Here is a 16,072-nt window from a genome sequence, read left to right as displayed (position 1 = left end):
CTATATTCAGCGTTCAAGGATATGAGTGCATCTACTATTGATTATGAATCAGCCTACAACAAAATCTTGGCAAGAAGTTCGCGCAGCTTTTCAAAAAATCTGGGGTTATGAAGATTTTCGTCCACCACAAGGAGAAATTGTCAGCACTTTATTAGCACAAAAAGATGCGCTGATTATTATGCCTACAGGTGGAGGTAAGTCGGTTTGTTTTCAACTTCCCGCACTCCTACAAACAGGATTAACCTTGGTAGTTTCGCCCTTGGTGGCGTTGATGGAAAATCAAGTACAGGAACTAAAACAAAGTCATCAGAAAGCAGCGCTTTTACATAGTGAATTGTCTTCATCTCAACGTCGTGCAACTCTGCAAGCTTTAGAACGTCAACAGCTAAGATTACTTTATTTATCGCCAGAAACTTTGCTAAGTGCGCCAGTGTGGGAAAGATTGTCTCACCCAGAATTGCAAATTAATGGCTTAATTTTAGATGAAGCCCATTGTTTAGTGCAGTGGGGTGATAGTTTTCGCCCAGCTTATCGCAGATTAGGGGCTGTGCGTCCTGCATTGCTAAAATCAAAACCACCGGGAACAAAAATTAGCATCGCTGCTTTTACTGCGACTGCTGACCCGTTAGCCCAAAAGATTATTCAAACAGTTTTACAATTACAGCAACCAGAGATTTTCCGTTTGAATCCTTACCGTCCTAACTTGCATCTCAGCATTCGCATCGCTTGGACACCACGAGGTAGGAAACAACAATTATTAAAGTTTATTCAAAATAGACCGCAACAATCGGGATTAGTTTATGTTCGCACTAGGAGAGATAGCGAAGATTTAGCCGAATGGTTAGCAGAGATGGGTTATGCTACAGCTAGCTATCATGCGGGATTGGGTGCAACCGAACGCCGTGAAGTAGAAGCAAGCTGGTTAGGTGGTAAAATACCTTTTGTAGTTTGCACCTGTGCGTTTGGCATGGGGATTAATAAAAGCAATGTAAGGTGGGTTGTCCACTTTCACGCGCCACATTTGTTATCTGAATATGTGCAAGAAATAGGCCGCGCTGGGCGAGATGGGAAACCGGCAGAAGCGTTGACGCTGGTAAGTGAACCTACAGGGTGGTTAGATCCAGAGGATAAGCGAAGACAGGAATTTTTTCAAGAACAAATGCGATCGCAACAACAAATAGCGCAGCAACTTGTGAAAAAATTACCAAAACAGGGAGAAGTGAATGCAGTAACCCGACAATTTCCTGATGGTGCGATCGCTTTAGCATTACTCCATAGCAATGGTCAGCTAAACTGGCTTGATCCTTTCCATTACACTATTACTCAAAAAGCGGGAACTCAGCCACCGACGCAATTACACGCCGCCAAACAAATGCATCAATATCTAACTACAAAACAGTGCCGTTGGCAGTTTTTATTAAACGCTTTTGGTTTTGATAAAGAAGCTGCTAACTGGCGTTGCGGACATTGCGACAATTGCCGTTAATAGTGCAGCAAAAACCGTCACGATGTCCCCAATATAGCTTTTACAGATGGATGTATTAATTCATCGGGTACTCGGTTTCGCTCAATGTATTCATTAATCTCCGCCTGATGATCGAGATAAAAACTCAAGGCATTAAACACTTGTGCCAGCGTCAAATGTGGCAAATGGTTCAAGATTTCTTCTGGCATAATCCCCAACCGCCACAAACCGACAATGGTACGAACAGATGTGCGAGTACCTGTAATAATTGGCTCTCCACTCAAAATTTCCGGGTTACGGGTAACGTAGTGCGAGGAGGTTTCAGCAAACATATAACGAATCACTCAGTATAACTGGCGTTGCCTCTAGTTTATCAATAGTTTTGGTCAGCAGCAGGCTGGTTTACCAGAGTAGAAAATCGCTTAATTGAGGGATGCAATGTCTACGACGGGCTATGCCTACGCAGAAGAATTTCTCACCAAATATTTAGGCGGTAGATTTGAACCTTTGGCAGATATCCCCGGTCATTCAGGAATAGTTAAATAAAGTATCAAAAGGGTGGTTAGTGTCATTTACCGACCACCTTTTGGCGGCAAGTATTTGAGAAACTTAGATTTCGCACGCTCCCACATCTGCTCAGACAATACGTGCCCCTGGTTCTCCTCGATAAAGTAAGTAAAGTTATCTTCGGCTTCATGCTTATAATAAGCCTTCTCAATCTTCTCCATAGCCTTCCTGACCTCAATAACCGGACTGTGTTTATCCTCGCTGCCAAAATTGAGGTGTAGAGGACGAGGAGCAATCAGCGCCGCAATCTCCGGTGTATCACCGTATTGGTTCAAACCAGGAATAAAGATACCAAATCCAGCAAGACGACGAGTGCTATGAATGGCAGAGTAGGTTGGCAGAGCGCAGTTTCCCACAAGACACTTGAGCCGTGTTTCCCAAGGGCCAATAAGCCATGTGAAAATCGAGCCAAGGGAATGACCATAGCAACCGATCGCTTCAGCATTCACATCGGGTCGCAAACACAAGTAGTCGATAGCTCTGTGCATATCGAGTATGTATTTCCATGCAAGGCACTTGCCGTTGACGAGATATTGCAAGAAAGCAAAGCGCTCGAAATCACCTCCTCGAAGAATCGAGTCCTGTCTTTCCTCAAAACACAGGGCATCTGGACAAAGCACAACATACCCCTCGCTTGCCAGAGCAACACCTGTGAATTGTGTTGGGTCGCCTATAAGACCGGCAGGCTCGCTTTTGCCGAGCGTCCAATTATTATTATGCTGATGCCAGAGTGCGATCGCTGGGGCAGGTGATTTGGGAGTCACATCATCCGGTACAAGAACATACGCAGGCACACGCTCTCCAGGTTCAACCTGGTATGTTACTTTATCTATTCGATATCCCTCACGAGCTATTGAGTCCTCCAGCCGTGGATCGAGCGGACAAGGTTCGGGCCATTCGCCTCCCAAGCATCTGAGAAGATTCCGGCGAAAGTCTTCTGATTCGTTCATTTGGGGTAAAATCACTCAGCAGAACTGGCATTGCCTCTAGTTTACCAATAGTTCTGGTCAACAGCAGGCTGGTTTGCCAGACTATAAAATTGCTTGATCGAGGATGCGATGTCTACGACGGGCTACGCCTACGCAAAAAACTTTCTCGCCAAATATTTAGGTGGGAGATTTGAACCTATTCTAATGCTCAGACTCATCTTTTTGCAAGAGAAAATCGAGATAGTCTTGTAATTGCAACAGCCTCGCTCTAGATAGCTGGCGTAACTTGGCTAAAATCATTTCTTCTTGCTGCCACTGGGCAATGGGGATAATTTGAGATGCTGGTACTTCGATCGTCACATGGGGCAGATCAAATCCTTCCAGACTATACCCGTCCTCTTCCCGTTCAGGCATGGGGTAATGTTCCACAATTGTTGCAACATTCCCTCGCTTCAGGTTGTATTCTGGCAAGTCTTGGGCTAAGGCAACTTGAGAGAATAGGGGGTGCTGTACCTTCATGAGTTAGCTCTTTGATCTCGCACTTCTCAAATCACTTCATCTGTCTTCCTTACCGACATTGCTTTCTCCAGCATTAAGTACTTGCTCTACAGTTAGCTGTAAATCTGGGAAAATGGTAGAAGCGATCGCACTATTTCCGGCAAATCTGGTTTCTTCATAAAACCCGTCAACTAATATCAGTAGGGTAACTGCATTTGTTTGGGGGTCAACAATCCAATATTCAGCAATTCCTCTAGCGGCATACTCGGAACGTTTGTAGCGATAGTCCCGGTCTTCGTTAGCTTTGCCAGGAGAAACAACTTCAACAACCAATGCTGGAGGTGGCATATCCAGGGTGATTGTGGATCGCGTTGCACCTTCTAAGGCTGTTGCAAGTTCATCCGTCAGCACAATTAAGTCAGGAATACGAGTTGTCGCACGAGAACCAGCAACAACAATTTCAACTTTGTTACTTAACCGATTAACCGGAATAAACTTGAGGAAATTTACCAGCAAAAAGAGAGATATCTGGACATTTTTTGGACTTTCGGGTGGGATTGCAACTAACTCACCTGCCACCAGTTCATATTGGCTATCCGTGCGATCGTCATACTTCAAATATTCCTCAAGCCTTAGACGTTTGCCATCTTGTTGACCCCGTTCAGCAGGTTTTCCGCTAACCCGCAGCACCGCTTGCTTCATCTGTTCTTCAGTCACTTCTGGAATGTCAGAAAGATCAATGTCCTCATCTTGCATTGCATCAATCCTCTCCCAATCAGTTTGAGAGGTTTTGGAAGAAAATGATTTGCTCACGTTTAGTTCCCTCTCTCATCGAAATGACACGAATTTCATCTCCAACTTCTGTATGGGCAATCACCACCACTCGCCCGCGCAATAGTCCCAGTGTAATAAAGCGCTGTTCTCCATAAGCATAGCGCTCATCTTCAAACGTGAATGTTGCACCTTCAAAAACCTGAGAAGCATCCACGAAATCAAACCCGTGTTTGCCCAAATTTGATTAGCGCTTATTTTCATCCCAAGTGAACTGCATCAGCTGACACCGTGCTAAATTTTGAATTTTGAATTATTCAATCCAAAACTCAAAATTCTTTGACTTTTGCAAAAAATTTAGTAACCGCCTGATTATTTAAAGCAACCAATTACTAAAATTGTTGCAAAAATCGCAAATCACTAGCATACAACCGACGAATATCATCGATTTGGTGTAACACCATTGCAAAGCGTTCTACACCAAAACCCGCAGCAAACCCTGTATAAACTTCTGGGTCATAACCCACAGACTTAAGTACATTTGGATCGACCATACCACAGCCCATCACCTCCAGCCAGCGCCCATTCCACTGCAAATCTACCTCTGCTGAGGGTTCGGTAAAGGGAAAATAACTGGCGCGGAAGCGAATTGGTAAATCGCCAAATATTGCTTGTAAAAATACCTTAATTGTGCCTTTGAGGTCTGTAAAGGTTAGTCCCTCATCAATGGCTAAAAGTTCTATTTGATGGAAAACTGCTGAGTGAGTCGCGTCTACATTATCTCGCCGATAAACTCGCCCTGGAGCCACAACCCGAATTGGTGGTTCTTCTCTTTCCATGTAACGAATTTGTACTGACGAGGTATGAGTGCGTAAAAGATTGCCATCTGGCAGGTAGAAGGTATCCTGCATATCACGGGCGGGGTGGTCAGGCGGAGTATTGAGAGCCTCGAAATTGTAGTAATCTGTTTCCATTTCTGGCCCTTGAGCCACGGTGTAGCCCATACCGACAAAGATATCCAGTGCCCGGTCAATAATACCATTGAGGGGATGAATGCGACCTTGGGGGCTGTAAATTCCTGGCATAGTTACATCCAGAGTTTCCGCCTCTAGCTGTAACTGGATTTGCGCGGCTTCTAAAGCGGCGCGTTGCTGGTCTAGACTAGTTTGCAGGGATTCTTTGACTGTATTAGCGATCGCTCCAATTTTCGGACGTTCCTCTGCACTCATTTGCCCCATACTTCGCAACAGTGCCCCTAGTTCCCCTTTCTTACCCAGATAGTTAACTCTGAGTTCTTCCAGACGTTCTAAGGTATCGGCGGCTGCGATCGCTTTTTCTCCTGACTGCCGCAGTGCTAAAAGTTGAGCTTCTAAATTGCTAGTCATTAGTTATTAGTCATTGGTCATTAGTCATTAGTTTATAGTCAAAAGCTGTGAACTGCTCCATAAATAAACTTACAGCTATGCCATTATCATCAGCCAAAGGTGAGCGTCGAAACCAAACCTCTGTTTATCAGTTAGAGACGATTGGACTAGTACAGCTTGGCATAAATCCAGCTAATATCTCAATTAACAAGACTTGGGGCTTAAGCCCCTTGTTAAAGGTATTATCATTCCCAACATCTTTATAAATCTTGTGCTTCGTTGCCATAGAGCCTGGGAATAAATTCCTCTTGCTTATAGCTAAAGTCCTCTCAAGAGGACTAAATACAAAATTTGAAGCGATGTACATAGCTAGACTCAGTGAAAGGGAAAATTTCAGTCCACGCTTAGTGGACTTGAGCTATTAGCCTAGAACTTAAGTTCTGGGCGGGATTGCAGGGTAAGCGCGACAGTTTGACTGTTACAAAAATGTGGGTAACGACAAGTGTTAAAGGTAGGCAAACTTCCGCCTTGCGGTACTAGTGAGTATATATGTTTTTTTGCTGCCTGTGACCTGCGACATTGACAAATGGTTAATAACAAATAACTAATAACTAATGACCAATGATCAATGACTATGAAATTACTAATTAGCAACGATGACGGCATTTCTGCCTTGGGGATTCGTACCCTAGCCAACTACTTGGCAGACGCAGGTCATGATGTGAGCGTAGTTTGCCCAGATCGAGAGCGATCGGCAACTGGACATGGATTAACTCTACACCAACCCATTCGCGCCGAAATTGTGGAAGAGATTTTCCATCCATCTGTCAAAGCTTGGGCTTGCGATGGTACGCCTTCAGATTGCGTCAAATTAGCGTTGTGGGCTTTGCTAGAGACTCCCCCGGATTTGGTTCTCTCTGGCATTAATCAAGGTGCGAATTTGGGAACTGAAATCTTGTATTCCGGCACTGTTTCTGCGGCAATGGAAGGTCTAATTGAAGGCATTCCCAGTGTAGCGCTAAGTCTTAGTAGTCACACATCTAAAGACTTTAAACCTGCTGCTAAGTTTGCCAAAATTCTTGTAGACCAGTTAGCCGAAAAACCGTTGCCAGATTTAATGTTGCTCAACGTCAATATTCCTGCGGTCAAATGGGAAGAAATTGCCGGAGTTACTCTCACCCGTCAAGGAGTGCGGCGTTACATTGATGTGTTTGATAAACGAGTTGATCCTCGTGGAAAAACGTACTACTGGTTAACCGGAGAGGTAATTGAGGAGGTGGAACCCCCAACCGGACTAAATCTGCCTCAAAATGTACCGACAGACGTGGCTGTTGTACGTAATAATCACATCAGTATTACCCCGTTACAATACAATCTTACCTACGCAACTGGATTAGATAAATTGTCTGAGTGGGAATTCAAGTTTCCGTGAAGCATTTGATTTATTAGGAAAAAACCGGGGTTATTCAAATGCATCACAGAAAAATGTAGGCTATAACTTAGGGACACTCTTGAAATAAACGATACACATCCACTTCAAAAACTGGAAAATTCTACTTGAGAGTATTTCATCCAGATTTACACAATCAGCCAGAAACAGGATATGCTGTTTTACCAAGAAATCCTCCCTCTACCAAAATCGGTGAGACAGCATAAACTTAGACAAAATAAGTAACAATTTGTCCAATTATCGCCCGCTCAGTCCAGCAAGCAACACCCATGTCTAGGATAGAGAACCAATTTACCGTACAATTTTGGGGCGTTCGCGGCAGCATCCCCAGTCCAGGGCCAGACACCGTTCGTTACGGCGGTAATACCCCTTGCATATCAATGCAAGCGGGCGATAAACGCTTAATTTTCGATGCTGGCACAGGGCTACATGTTTTGGGCCAATCTTTGTTGCGCCAAATGCCGTTAGAAGCTCATATATTTTTTACCCACTCTCACTGGGATCACATGCAGGGTTTTCCCTTCTTTACTCCAGGGTTTGTGAAAGGGAATGACTTTCATATCTACGGCGCGATCGCACCTGATGGTTCTACCATAGAACAGCGCCTGAATGACCAAATGTTGCACCCCAACTTTCCCGTACCCTTGCAGATAATGCAAGCCAATTTAAATTTCTACGATATTCGACCGGGGCAACCAATACACATCGATGACCTTACCCTGGAAACAGCACCTTTAAATCATCCAGGTGAAGCCGTAGGATACCGCGTTAGCTGGCATGGTGGCACTGCTACTTATATTACTGATACCGAACATTTTCCCGATCGACTCGATGACAATGTGCTGTGGCTAGCTCGTAATGCCGACATTCTAATTTACGATTCTACCTACACAGACGAGGAATATTATTCCCCAACATCCCCGAAAATTGGCTGGGGACATTCGACTTGGCAAGAAGCTGTAAAGGTGGCGAAAGCTGCTAATGTCAAAACTCTAGTGATTTATCACCACGACCCCGCACACGATGACGACTTTTTAGATTGTGTTGGGAAACAAGCTGCTGCAAAATTTCCTGGGGCTATAATGGCACGGGAAGGAATGGTACTTGAGGTTCCCACCTCAGTTTCCTTATCAGAATCTTTTCCTGTTAGAAAGTCTTCTGTCTAAAGATTGCGATCGCAGCAATTGGAGATTTTAGATTAGATTGGTGATCAGAAGCTTTCAGCACGAGAGCGTACCTGTTGGCTGCACGCTGAGACAGCGAGCGCTGCCCAGAGTTGTCACGCCGACCACAGGTTCAGGGCGACAACAGGAGGACACACTTTATAGATTCACCAGCACAGCCCAGGCACCCACAGACGCCCTAAGATTGAGACTGCAAGGAGCGTTTTACCCTCCTTGCAGTCTCAACACGGAACTAAAGCGAAGTTAGCTCTGGTATTTGGGGTTATCTGGACTTAGCAATTAGCTGTCAAGCTAATAGCACAAGATACCATCTTGGGCAACTTCCCGTGGGTTAGGCTTTTGGCTGATAGCTAAAAGGGGTGTGATCAACACCCTGGCTGATCGCACAAGACCTCATGGGCAGTTGGTGAAAGTTCAGACCATCTACAAAAGCTGTCCTCCTCAAGGCGTACCATCAGGTAGCTTTCTGCTGATAGCTAAAATAAACCTAAAATCTCAGAATCCAAGTGCTAAATTTGTCTCAAAATGGGTGTTCTGTGTGGGTTGCTTCTTCAAGCGAAGAGCTGCTAACGCCGACTGCTGTTGCCCTTGGCAAGTTTGATGGTGTTCATCTTGGTCATCAAAGGGTAATTCAACCAGTCTTGCACGCTGGTGGTCAGTTGTCAGTAGCTAGTAGTCCGCAGTCAAACGAAAATCAACAACTAACAAATAGAGAATATACCTATTCAACAGTTGTCACCTTTGACCCCCATCCACACGAGTTTTTTACGGGGCAACCCCGGACTTTGTTAACGCCACTGGATGAAAAAGTCCAACAATTGCGATCGCTTGGGGTAGAACAACTGGTACTACTACCCTTTGACAAAGAATTGTCTGCTTTGACCCCCGAAGAATTCGTAGGAAAAATTCTTGTGCAACAACTGCGATGCCAGCGAATTAGCATCGGGCAGGATTTTTGTTTTGGCGAAAAGCGCAGTGGTACTGCCAATGATTTGCAATTAATCGCCGCCAAGCACAATATCCCCGTTACCATCGTTCCTTTACAAACTTATACAGGTAACTCGCCCACCGAAAGCAGTTGCGTCAGTACTACTCCGGCTCACGATGCCCGCATTAGCACTTCATTGATTCGCCAAACCCTTGAACAAGGCGACATCGAAAACGCAAATCTACTACTAGGACGCCCTTACACCCTCCTTGGTGATGTCGTTCAAGGTCAACAATTGGGCAGAACGATTGGCTTTCCCACCGCCAACCTCCAACTACCAAAAGAAAAGTTTTTGCCCCGCCAAGGAGTTTACGCTGTCCGCGTTTTCACTCTCAGTGAAACATCAGATGTCACTCCAAGTGAGAATTTGGGTGTAATGAATATCGGTAATCGTCCCACTGTAAACGGCACTTATTCATCTGCGGAAGTACATCTGCTCGATTGGTCTGGGGATTTATATGGCAAAAAACTGGTTGTGCAGCTAGTTAAATTTTTGCGTCCTGAACAAAAATTTCCTTCTCTAGAAGCCCTGAAAACACAAATTCAACTTGACTGCGTTGTTGCTAAAGAAGTTTTGAGTGCTGGAGCGCAAAGTTAAAAGTTAGGAGTTAGGAGTTAGGAGTTCTGAGTGGGAACAATGTATTTAGGGAATTTGGGCATTGGGAAGAATCCAATCCCCATTCCCCATTCCCCATTCCCTACTCCCCACTCCCCGCACCGCATGAGAGAAAAAATTGACGCTTTAACACAAAATCTAGCTCTTAGCATCGTTGGCAAAAGCGAGGCAATACGCCTAGTGCTAGTAGCATTGCTCGGTGGTGGTCATGCTCTTTTAGAAGATGTCCCTGGTGTTGGTAAAACCCTGCTTGCTAAATCCCTAGCTCGTTCAGTGGATGGCAAGTTTCAACGGCTACAATGTACCCCCGATTTACTGCCAACTGACATTACTGGCACCAACATTTGGAATCCAAAAAGCGGCGAATTTACTTTTCTTCCTGGGCCAGTCTTTGCTAATGTCCTGTTAACTGACGAAATCAATCGCGCTACACCCCGCACTCAGTCAGCTTTACTGGAAGTTATGGAAGAACATCAGGTAACAGTCGATGGTGTCTCTCGTGCAGTTCCCCAGCCGTTTTTTGTGATTGCCACTCAAAACCCAATCGAGTATCAAGGTACTTTTCCCCTGCCGGAAGCGCAAATGGATCGGTTTATGTTGTCGCTGAGTTTGGGCTATCCTTCTGAGGCAGAAGAACTCCAAATGCTGCAAAATCTTCAAAATGGTGTAAAATTTGTTGATTTGCAGCCTTGTATTACCTTGGCAGAAGTACAAGAATTGCGTTACCTCTGCTCTCAAGTAAAAGTAGCAACTTCCTTGCAACAATACATCCTCGAATTGGTGCGGGCAACACGGCACGATGAGGAAATCGCCCTTGGTGTCAGTCCGCGTGGCACATTAGCATTACAACGGGCTGCCAAAGCGCTAGCTTTTTTATTAGGGCGTGATTATGCCATTCCCGATGATGTGAAATTTCTCGTCCCTCACGTTCTTTGTCATCGCCTTATTCCCAGAGGAGGGCGCAACGCTAGAACTGTTGTTGAGCGATTATTGCGATCGGTTTCTATTCCTTAACGGTATCGCGGAAGTCCCCACCCTCAACTCTTAGTAGGGTGGTAACTGTATTTCTTGCTGTGGAGGATATTTTTTTTTGCTTCTACTCCGGTTCATCCTGCGTAAGTTCGCACATTGCCTATCAATTCATCCAAACTATCTCTTAAAGTTCCTCGCGCTAGCATTTTAGTAAATACCTCATAACAGTCATCCCTCGCACCTTGTTTACGGGGAAAACCCAGCCACAAAATTGCGTAGACGCTTCCTCGGCTTGTCGTTAGACATCGCTTTCATTTGTGAGGTATCAAAAGCCCTGAAAAATAGCCTATGTCAAATACTAGCAGTTTTGGGAGAGGATTTATGAGAGTTGAAGAAATACGTAGGCATCGCTTTTGACAAGCATCAAAAAAGCGATTACCTCAGACTTAGACTTTGGATTTGGGTGGCAGATATGAACTTCAGTTTCCTGCTCCTGCTTGGATTTGGGCGTGTTAGGATCTCTTACAAAATCAGGTTGACAACAGATGAAAGCGATCGAAGTTACCGGCAGGATTGACTCTCAAGGAAACCTAGTTTTAGATGAACCAATTCAGGGAACAACTTATCCTCATCAGGTTCGGGTAATTGTCTTGGTTCCAGAACAAGCAGAAGTAGAAGAGGTTGACCCTGACGATACCCCCGTTGAGGAGATTAAAGTCAGCTTGAGGAGAGCCTTGCAGCAAGCAAAAATGGGTCAAACTAGACCAATTAGTGAGCTATGGGACAGGATTGATGCAGAGTGATAATGCGGTTTCAATTCGATTTTCCGATGAGTTTGAGCAAGAACTTTACAGACTATCAAAGAGATTTCGCAATATTCGCTCTGATGTTGAATCGATTATCGAGCAATTACAACAAGGGAATTTTGTCGGCGATGCCTACGGCGGGCTACGCCTACGCATTGCGGGCATTGGTGAGTAGTATATTATTCACAAGGTGAGAGTTCGCAACAGTAGTATCCAAAAAGGTAAGAGCGCTGGATACCGATTGATTTATCAACTTGAGTCACCTACAAGTATTTTGCTACTAACGATTTATTCCAAGTCTGACCGAGAAGATATTGGTGTAAATGAAATCCGAGATATTTTAGCTGATTTTTCTAATGAGTCAGGTTAAAACTGCCAAGATATTTTACTTGCATGGTCAGTGGTGCGCCCAATAGACATTTATATTACTGTTGTGGATGTGAAAGATGCGTTGCTTACCGAAAATACTTACGCAAAATCTCAAACACTGCCAATACTGGGTAAGTCTTATGATTAGCACAAGCGCCACTTCTAAATATCTGGGAATGTGAGGAATGTCAATTTTTGTTAAGCGCAAAACCCGCGATGCCTACGGCGGGCTACGCCAACGCCAACCGCTACAGCAAAGCGCCGAACGTGAATTCAAACGCCAATTTTTCGGTTTACTTCTGGTAATTGTAACGTGGAGTCTAGCTATGGGCTGGCTTCTAGCCTTAGCAACTAACGCCCAAAGTGCTACTCCCTCCGCCGAAATTGGCACTGTTGACGTAGTGCCTGCACAGTACCAACTAGGGCAAGAACTGTATTTAGAAAACTGCTCCACATGCCACATCGGCTTACCACCAGCCGTTTTGCCCAGCCAAACTTGGAAAAATCTTCTGCAAGACTCGCAGCACTACGGCGCACAACTACAGCCTTTAGTCGATCCGCCGCGCATCTTAGTGTGGAAATATCTTTCGACTTTCTCCCGTGTGCAGTTAGACGACGAAGAAACACCATATCGCGTCAACAACTCTCGCTATTTCAAAGCTTTGCATCCAAAAGTTAAGTTACCACGTCCCGTCCAGATTGGCAGCTGTGTCAGCTGTCATCCCAGTGCTAATGATTACAATTTCCGCCGCCTGACACCAGAGTGGAAGTGAAGAGTTAGGAGTTCTGGAAATGCTGCTGATTGCGACTTTGCCGCGAGTAAGGTAGGTGGCAGCCCCAATGATCAGCATTAAGAGTCTGAGACTGAGAACGAGGTAATGTGTTAAAGGATTCTCGCTTACTAACTTTCACATTAAGTTGACAATAACTCCTCACTCTATTCTCCCACTCGTTCTCTGGCCTCATCTGGGGGCAAAATGATACTATGAAGAAAGAGTAAATATAAGATAAGAGTTAAAACCAATCATTTAAGAAACTGATTACCTAGTTTTTCTCCTGTTTTTGAGTTAATTTTCATTTCACACCCATCCACAACCAAGACGGTTGGGTTGGGTTAAATGTTTATAATCAATGCCGAACCTTTAATTCCCATCCCCCTTGATTCAGTTCTATAATCTGCCATGCTAAAACTTTTGTTGGGCGACCCCAACGCTCGTAAGCTTAAAAAATACCAACCTTCTGTTACTGAAATTAACCTTTTAGAGGAAGACATTAAGGTTCTTTCCGATGATCAGTTAAAAGGTAAAACCGCCGAATTTAAACAACGGGTTGCCAAAGGCGAAACTCTCGATGACCTATTGCCAGAAGCTTATGCCGTTGTCCGGGAAGCAGGACGACGAGTTTTAGGCTTGCGGCACTTTGATGTCCAACTCCTTGGCGGGATCATTTTGCATATAGGGCAAATTGCCGAAATGAAAACCGGCGAGGGTAAAACATTGGTTGCCACCTTGCCGAGTTATCTGAATGCCCTGACTGGTAAAGGTGTACACGTCATCACCGTCAACGATTACCTGGCTCGTCGAGATGCGGAATGGATGGGACAGGTGCATCGATTCTTGGGGCTGAGTGTGGGGCTAATCCAGGCAAGCATGACTCCCAGCGAACGCCAGAAAAATTACGACTGCGATATTACCTATGTCACCAACAGTGAGATCGGGTTTGACTACCTGCGGGATAACATGGCGACATCAATGGCAGATGTGGTGCAACGTCCGTTCAATTATTGTGTAATTGACGAGGTAGACTCGATTTTAATTGATGAGGCGCGGACACCACTGATTATTTCTGGGCAGGTAGAAAGACCTACAGAAAAGTATCTGCAAGCCGCCGAAATCGCCTTCACACTCAAAAAAGACGAGCATTACGATGTGGATGAAAAAGCTCGTAACGTGCTATTGACAGATGAAGGCTTTGCTGAATCGGAAAATCTTTTGGGAGTCACAGATTTATTTGACCCTGAAGATCCTTGGGCGCACTTTGTTTTCAATGCGATTAAAGCCAAAGAACTTTTTCTCAAGGACGTAAATTACATCGTCCGCAATGGGGAAGTGGTAATTGTGGATGAATTTACTGGCCGGGTGCTACCCGGACGGCGTTGGAGTGATGGATTACACCAGGCTATTGAAGCCAAAGAACACGAAGAAATTCAGCCAGAAACTCAAACTCTAGCGACAATTACTTATCAAAATATGTTTTTGCTGTATCCAAAACTCGGTGGAATGACCGGAACAGCAAAAACGGAAGAACCAGAATTTGAAAAAATTTACAAGCTGGAAGTCGCGGTAATTCCCACCAATCAAGCCAGAAGACGCGAAGATTTGTCTGATATGGTCTTTAAGACAGAATCGGGCAAATGGGGTGCGATCGCTAAAGAATGTGCCGAAATGCACGAACTCGGCAGACCTGTATTAGTAGGAACCACTAGTGTAGAAAAATCAGAACTTCTCAGCCGACTGCTGAAGCAACTAGAAATTCCCCACGAATTACTCAACGCCCGACCGGAAAACGTGGAGCGTGAGGCGGAAATCGTCGCCCAAGCCGGACGGAAAGGTGCTGTTACCATTGCTACCAATATGGCTGGTAGAGGTACTGATATCATCCTCGGTGGTAACTCCGAATATATGGCGCGTCTGAAGCTGCGGGAATACTTCATGCCCCGAATCGTCATGCCAGAAGATGAAGACAGCTTTGGCGTTCAAAGAGCAGCCGGATTACCAACAGGACACGGCAGTGGCCAAGGTTTTGCCCCTGGTAAAAAAGTCAAAACTTGGCGGGCTTCACCAGAAATTTTCCCCACCCAGTTGACAAAAGAAACGGAGAAACTACTTAAAGAAGCAGTAGATATTGCGGTGCGTGAATATGGCGATCGCAGTTTACCGGAATTGGAAGCAGAAGACAAGGTAGCTGTAGCGGCAGAAAAAGCTCCCATCGACGACCCCGTGATTCAGAAATTGCGGGCAGCTTATAACCGCATTAAGCAGGAATACGAACAATTTACGACCCGCGAACATAATGAGGTCGTGGAAATCGGCGGTTTGCACGTAATTGGTACAGAACGCCATGAATCGCGGCGGATTGACAACCAGTTGCGCGGACGTGCAGGAAGACAAGGCGACCCTGGAACCACGAGATTCTTCCTCAGTTTAGAGGATAACTTATTGCGGATTTTTGGTGGCGATCGCGTTGCTGGGTTAATGAATGCCTTCCAAGTGGAAGAAGATATGCCCATCGAATCTGGGATGCTTACCCGCAGTTTGGAAGGCGCACAGAAAAAAGTTGAAACCTACTACTACGACATTCGTAAGCAGGTGTTTGAGTATGACGAGGTGATGAATAATCAACGTCGTGCTATTTATGCCGAACGTCGCCGAGTGTTAGAAGGTCAAGATTTGAAAGAACAGGTAATCAAGTACGCTGAAAAAACGATGGATGACATCGTTGACTACTACATCAATATAGACTTGCCCTCGGAAGAGTGGGAATTAGAAAAGCTGGTGGAGAAAGTCAAAGAATTCGTCTATCTGCTAGCGGATTTGCAGCCAAATCAATTAGAGGATATGTCGGTTACTGAGATTAAAGCTTTCCTCCATGAACAGGTGCGAATTGCTTACGATCTCAAAGAAGCGCAGATTGACCAAGTTCAACCCGGACTGATGCGCCAAGCTGAACGCTTTTTTATCTTGCAACGCATTGATACTCTGTGGCGGGAACACCTGCAACAAATGGATGCCTTGCGCGAATCGGTAGGATTGCGTGGTTATGGGCAAAAAGACCCGCTAATTGAGTATAAGAGCGAGGGTTACGAACTCTTCTTGGATATGATGGTCAACATTCGCCGAGATGTGGTGTACTCGTTATTTATGTTCCAGCCGCAGCCGCAGCAGATGATGCAGGCTTCGTCTGAGATGGTGTAGGAAATTAGAAAGAATATCTCACCCAGAGGCGCTAAGAGGCAAAGGTTTCTTAGCGTCTTTGTTTTATGCTAGTAGTGCATGCGTTACGTAGAAGAATTAGTTGAGTATTGTTGCTGAGA

The 16,072-nt window shown here is 45.1% G+C and carries 16 protein-coding genes and 1 pseudogene; 10 read left to right on the top strand and 7 right to left on the bottom strand.

The annotated features are described in order from the left end of the window. The first annotated feature begins 43 nt into the window (after window positions 1-43). On the top strand, window positions 44-1,486 hold the full coding sequence (locus tag HWQ23_RS21020) for a RecQ family ATP-dependent DNA helicase (protein WP_292832240.1): 1,443 nt from the start codon (window positions 44-46) through the stop codon (window positions 1,484-1,486). Between the two features lie 17 nt (window positions 1,487-1,503). On the opposite strand, the gene HWQ23_RS21015 is transcribed toward HWQ23_RS21020, so the two are convergent. The 6 genes from HWQ23_RS21015 to pheS form a co-directional block, all read right to left on the bottom strand. After that, window positions 1,504-1,797: a DUF433 domain-containing protein gene (locus HWQ23_RS21015; protein ID WP_292832238.1), complete on the bottom strand. Its 294-nt coding sequence runs from the start codon at window positions 1,795-1,797 to the stop codon at window positions 1,504-1,506. A 240-nt stretch (window positions 1,798-2,037) separates the two neighbouring features. Next, window positions 2,038-2,982, bottom strand: a complete 945-nt coding sequence (locus tag HWQ23_RS21010) for a dienelactone hydrolase family protein (RefSeq protein WP_292832234.1) — start codon at window positions 2,980-2,982, stop codon at window positions 2,038-2,040. 180 nt (window positions 2,983-3,162) lie between these two features. Further along, the gene (locus HWQ23_RS21005) at window positions 3,163-3,480 is read right to left on the bottom strand and encodes a DUF4926 domain-containing protein (protein ID WP_292832231.1); all 318 of its coding nucleotides are present in this window, start codon (window positions 3,478-3,480) and stop codon (window positions 3,163-3,165) included. Between the two features lie 36 nt (window positions 3,481-3,516). Further along, entirely contained in the window at window positions 3,517-4,161 is a 645-nt protein-coding gene (locus tag HWQ23_RS21000) for a Uma2 family endonuclease (protein ID WP_292832434.1), read from the bottom strand. A 73-nt stretch (window positions 4,162-4,234) separates the two neighbouring features. Further along, window positions 4,235-4,447, bottom strand: a complete 213-nt coding sequence (locus HWQ23_RS20995) for a BrnT family toxin (RefSeq protein WP_292832228.1) — start codon at window positions 4,445-4,447, stop codon at window positions 4,235-4,237. Window positions 4,448-4,622: 175 nt separating this feature from the next. Further along, complete coding sequence (pheS, locus tag HWQ23_RS20990; RefSeq protein ID WP_292832225.1) at window positions 4,623-5,615, bottom strand: phenylalanine--tRNA ligase subunit alpha; 993 nt, start codon at window positions 5,613-5,615, stop codon at window positions 4,623-4,625. 77 nt (window positions 5,616-5,692) lie between these two features. Between pheS and HWQ23_RS20985 the strand changes: the two genes are divergently transcribed. The 5 genes from HWQ23_RS20985 to HWQ23_RS20965 all read left to right on the top strand — a co-directional run bounded on the left by HWQ23_RS20985 (window position 5,693) and on the right by HWQ23_RS20965 (window position 10,846). Beyond that, window positions 5,693-5,860: a hypothetical protein gene (locus tag HWQ23_RS20985; protein WP_292832222.1), complete on the top strand. Its 168-nt coding sequence runs from the start codon at window positions 5,693-5,695 to the stop codon at window positions 5,858-5,860. Window positions 5,861-6,228: 368 nt separating this feature from the next. Continuing rightward, window positions 6,229-7,026, top strand: coding sequence for a 5'/3'-nucleotidase SurE (surE, locus tag HWQ23_RS20980; protein ID WP_292832431.1), 798 nt, complete (start codon window positions 6,229-6,231; stop codon window positions 7,024-7,026). A 287-nt stretch (window positions 7,027-7,313) separates the two neighbouring features. Continuing rightward, complete coding sequence (locus HWQ23_RS20975; protein WP_292832219.1) at window positions 7,314-8,210, top strand: MBL fold metallo-hydrolase; 897 nt, start codon at window positions 7,314-7,316, stop codon at window positions 8,208-8,210. A 524-nt stretch (window positions 8,211-8,734) separates the two neighbouring features. Continuing rightward, the gene (locus tag HWQ23_RS20970; protein ID WP_292832216.1) at window positions 8,735-9,814 is read left to right on the top strand and encodes a bifunctional riboflavin kinase/FAD synthetase; all 1,080 of its coding nucleotides are present in this window, start codon (window positions 8,735-8,737) and stop codon (window positions 9,812-9,814) included. A 123-nt stretch (window positions 9,815-9,937) separates the two neighbouring features. Beyond that, a complete protein-coding gene (locus HWQ23_RS20965) occupies window positions 9,938-10,846 on the top strand; it encodes an AAA family ATPase (RefSeq protein WP_292832213.1) in 909 nt (302 codons plus the stop codon). A gap of 92 nt (window positions 10,847-10,938) precedes the next feature. Here HWQ23_RS20965 and HWQ23_RS20960 read toward each other — a convergent pair whose 3' ends face one another. Then, the gene (locus HWQ23_RS20960; RefSeq protein ID WP_292832210.1) at window positions 10,939-11,073 is read right to left on the bottom strand and encodes a type II toxin-antitoxin system YhaV family toxin; all 135 of its coding nucleotides are present in this window, start codon (window positions 11,071-11,073) and stop codon (window positions 10,939-10,941) included. Between the two features lie 276 nt (window positions 11,074-11,349). On the opposite strand from HWQ23_RS20960, the gene HWQ23_RS20955 reads away from it, so the two are divergent. The 4 genes and pseudogenes from HWQ23_RS20955 to secA all read left to right on the top strand — a co-directional run bounded on the left by HWQ23_RS20955 (window position 11,350) and on the right by secA (window position 15,953). Beyond that, window positions 11,350-11,607: a type II toxin-antitoxin system RelN family antitoxin gene (locus tag HWQ23_RS20955; RefSeq protein ID WP_292832207.1), complete on the top strand. Its 258-nt coding sequence runs from the start codon at window positions 11,350-11,352 to the stop codon at window positions 11,605-11,607. After that, window positions 11,597-11,980, top strand: a pseudogene (locus HWQ23_RS20950) (type II toxin-antitoxin system RelE family toxin). Before HWQ23_RS20955 ends, HWQ23_RS20950 begins: the two are co-directional and overlap by 11 nt. 184 nt (window positions 11,981-12,164) lie before the next feature. Further along, the gene (locus HWQ23_RS20945) at window positions 12,165-12,752 is read left to right on the top strand and encodes a cytochrome C (protein WP_292832205.1); all 588 of its coding nucleotides are present in this window, start codon (window positions 12,165-12,167) and stop codon (window positions 12,750-12,752) included. A 408-nt stretch (window positions 12,753-13,160) separates the two neighbouring features. Continuing rightward, window positions 13,161-15,953, top strand: coding sequence for a preprotein translocase subunit SecA (gene secA, locus HWQ23_RS20940; protein ID WP_292832201.1), 2,793 nt, complete (start codon window positions 13,161-13,163; stop codon window positions 15,951-15,953). Window positions 15,954-16,072: the final 119 nt, after the last annotated feature.

The sequence above is a fragment of the Nostoc sp. JL33 genome (genome assembly GCF_017114985.1).
Classification (GTDB): domain Bacteria; phylum Cyanobacteriota; class Cyanobacteriia; order Cyanobacteriales; family Nostocaceae; genus Nostoc.
This window is presented reverse-complemented; position numbering and strand designations above follow the sequence as displayed.

Excerpts from the sequence above, each read along its gene's own strand:
- HWQ23_RS21015 (WP_292832238.1), bottom strand. The coding sequence starts at position 1,797 with ATGTTTGCTGAAACCTCCTCGCACTACGTTACCCGTAACCCGGAAATT.
- HWQ23_RS21005 (WP_292832231.1), bottom strand. The coding sequence starts at position 3,480 with ATGAAGGTACAGCACCCCCTATTCTCTCAAGTTGCCTTAGCCCAAGAC.
- HWQ23_RS20955 (WP_292832207.1), top strand. The coding sequence starts at position 11,350 with ATGAAAGCGATCGAAGTTACCGGCAGGATTGACTCTCAAGGAAACCTA.
- HWQ23_RS20985 (WP_292832222.1), top strand. The coding sequence starts at position 5,693 with ATGCCATTATCATCAGCCAAAGGTGAGCGTCGAAACCAAACCTCTGTT.
- secA (WP_292832201.1), top strand. The coding sequence starts at position 13,161 with ATGCTAAAACTTTTGTTGGGCGACCCCAACGCTCGTAAGCTTAAAAAA.
- surE (WP_292832431.1), top strand. The coding sequence starts at position 6,229 with ATGAAATTACTAATTAGCAACGATGACGGCATTTCTGCCTTGGGGATT.
- HWQ23_RS21010 (WP_292832234.1), bottom strand. The coding sequence starts at position 2,982 with ATGAACGAATCAGAAGACTTTCGCCGGAATCTTCTCAGATGCTTGGGA.
- HWQ23_RS21020 (WP_292832240.1), top strand. The coding sequence starts at position 44 with ATGAATCAGCCTACAACAAAATCTTGGCAAGAAGTTCGCGCAGCTTTT.
- HWQ23_RS20965 (WP_292832213.1), top strand. The coding sequence starts at position 9,938 with ATGAGAGAAAAAATTGACGCTTTAACACAAAATCTAGCTCTTAGCATC.
- HWQ23_RS20975 (WP_292832219.1), top strand. The coding sequence starts at position 7,314 with ATGTCTAGGATAGAGAACCAATTTACCGTACAATTTTGGGGCGTTCGC.
- HWQ23_RS20945 (WP_292832205.1), top strand. The coding sequence starts at position 12,165 with ATGTCAATTTTTGTTAAGCGCAAAACCCGCGATGCCTACGGCGGGCTA.
- pheS (WP_292832225.1), bottom strand. The coding sequence starts at position 5,615 with ATGACTAGCAATTTAGAAGCTCAACTTTTAGCACTGCGGCAGTCAGGA.
- HWQ23_RS21000 (WP_292832434.1), bottom strand. The coding sequence starts at position 4,161 with ATGAAGCAAGCGGTGCTGCGGGTTAGCGGAAAACCTGCTGAACGGGGT.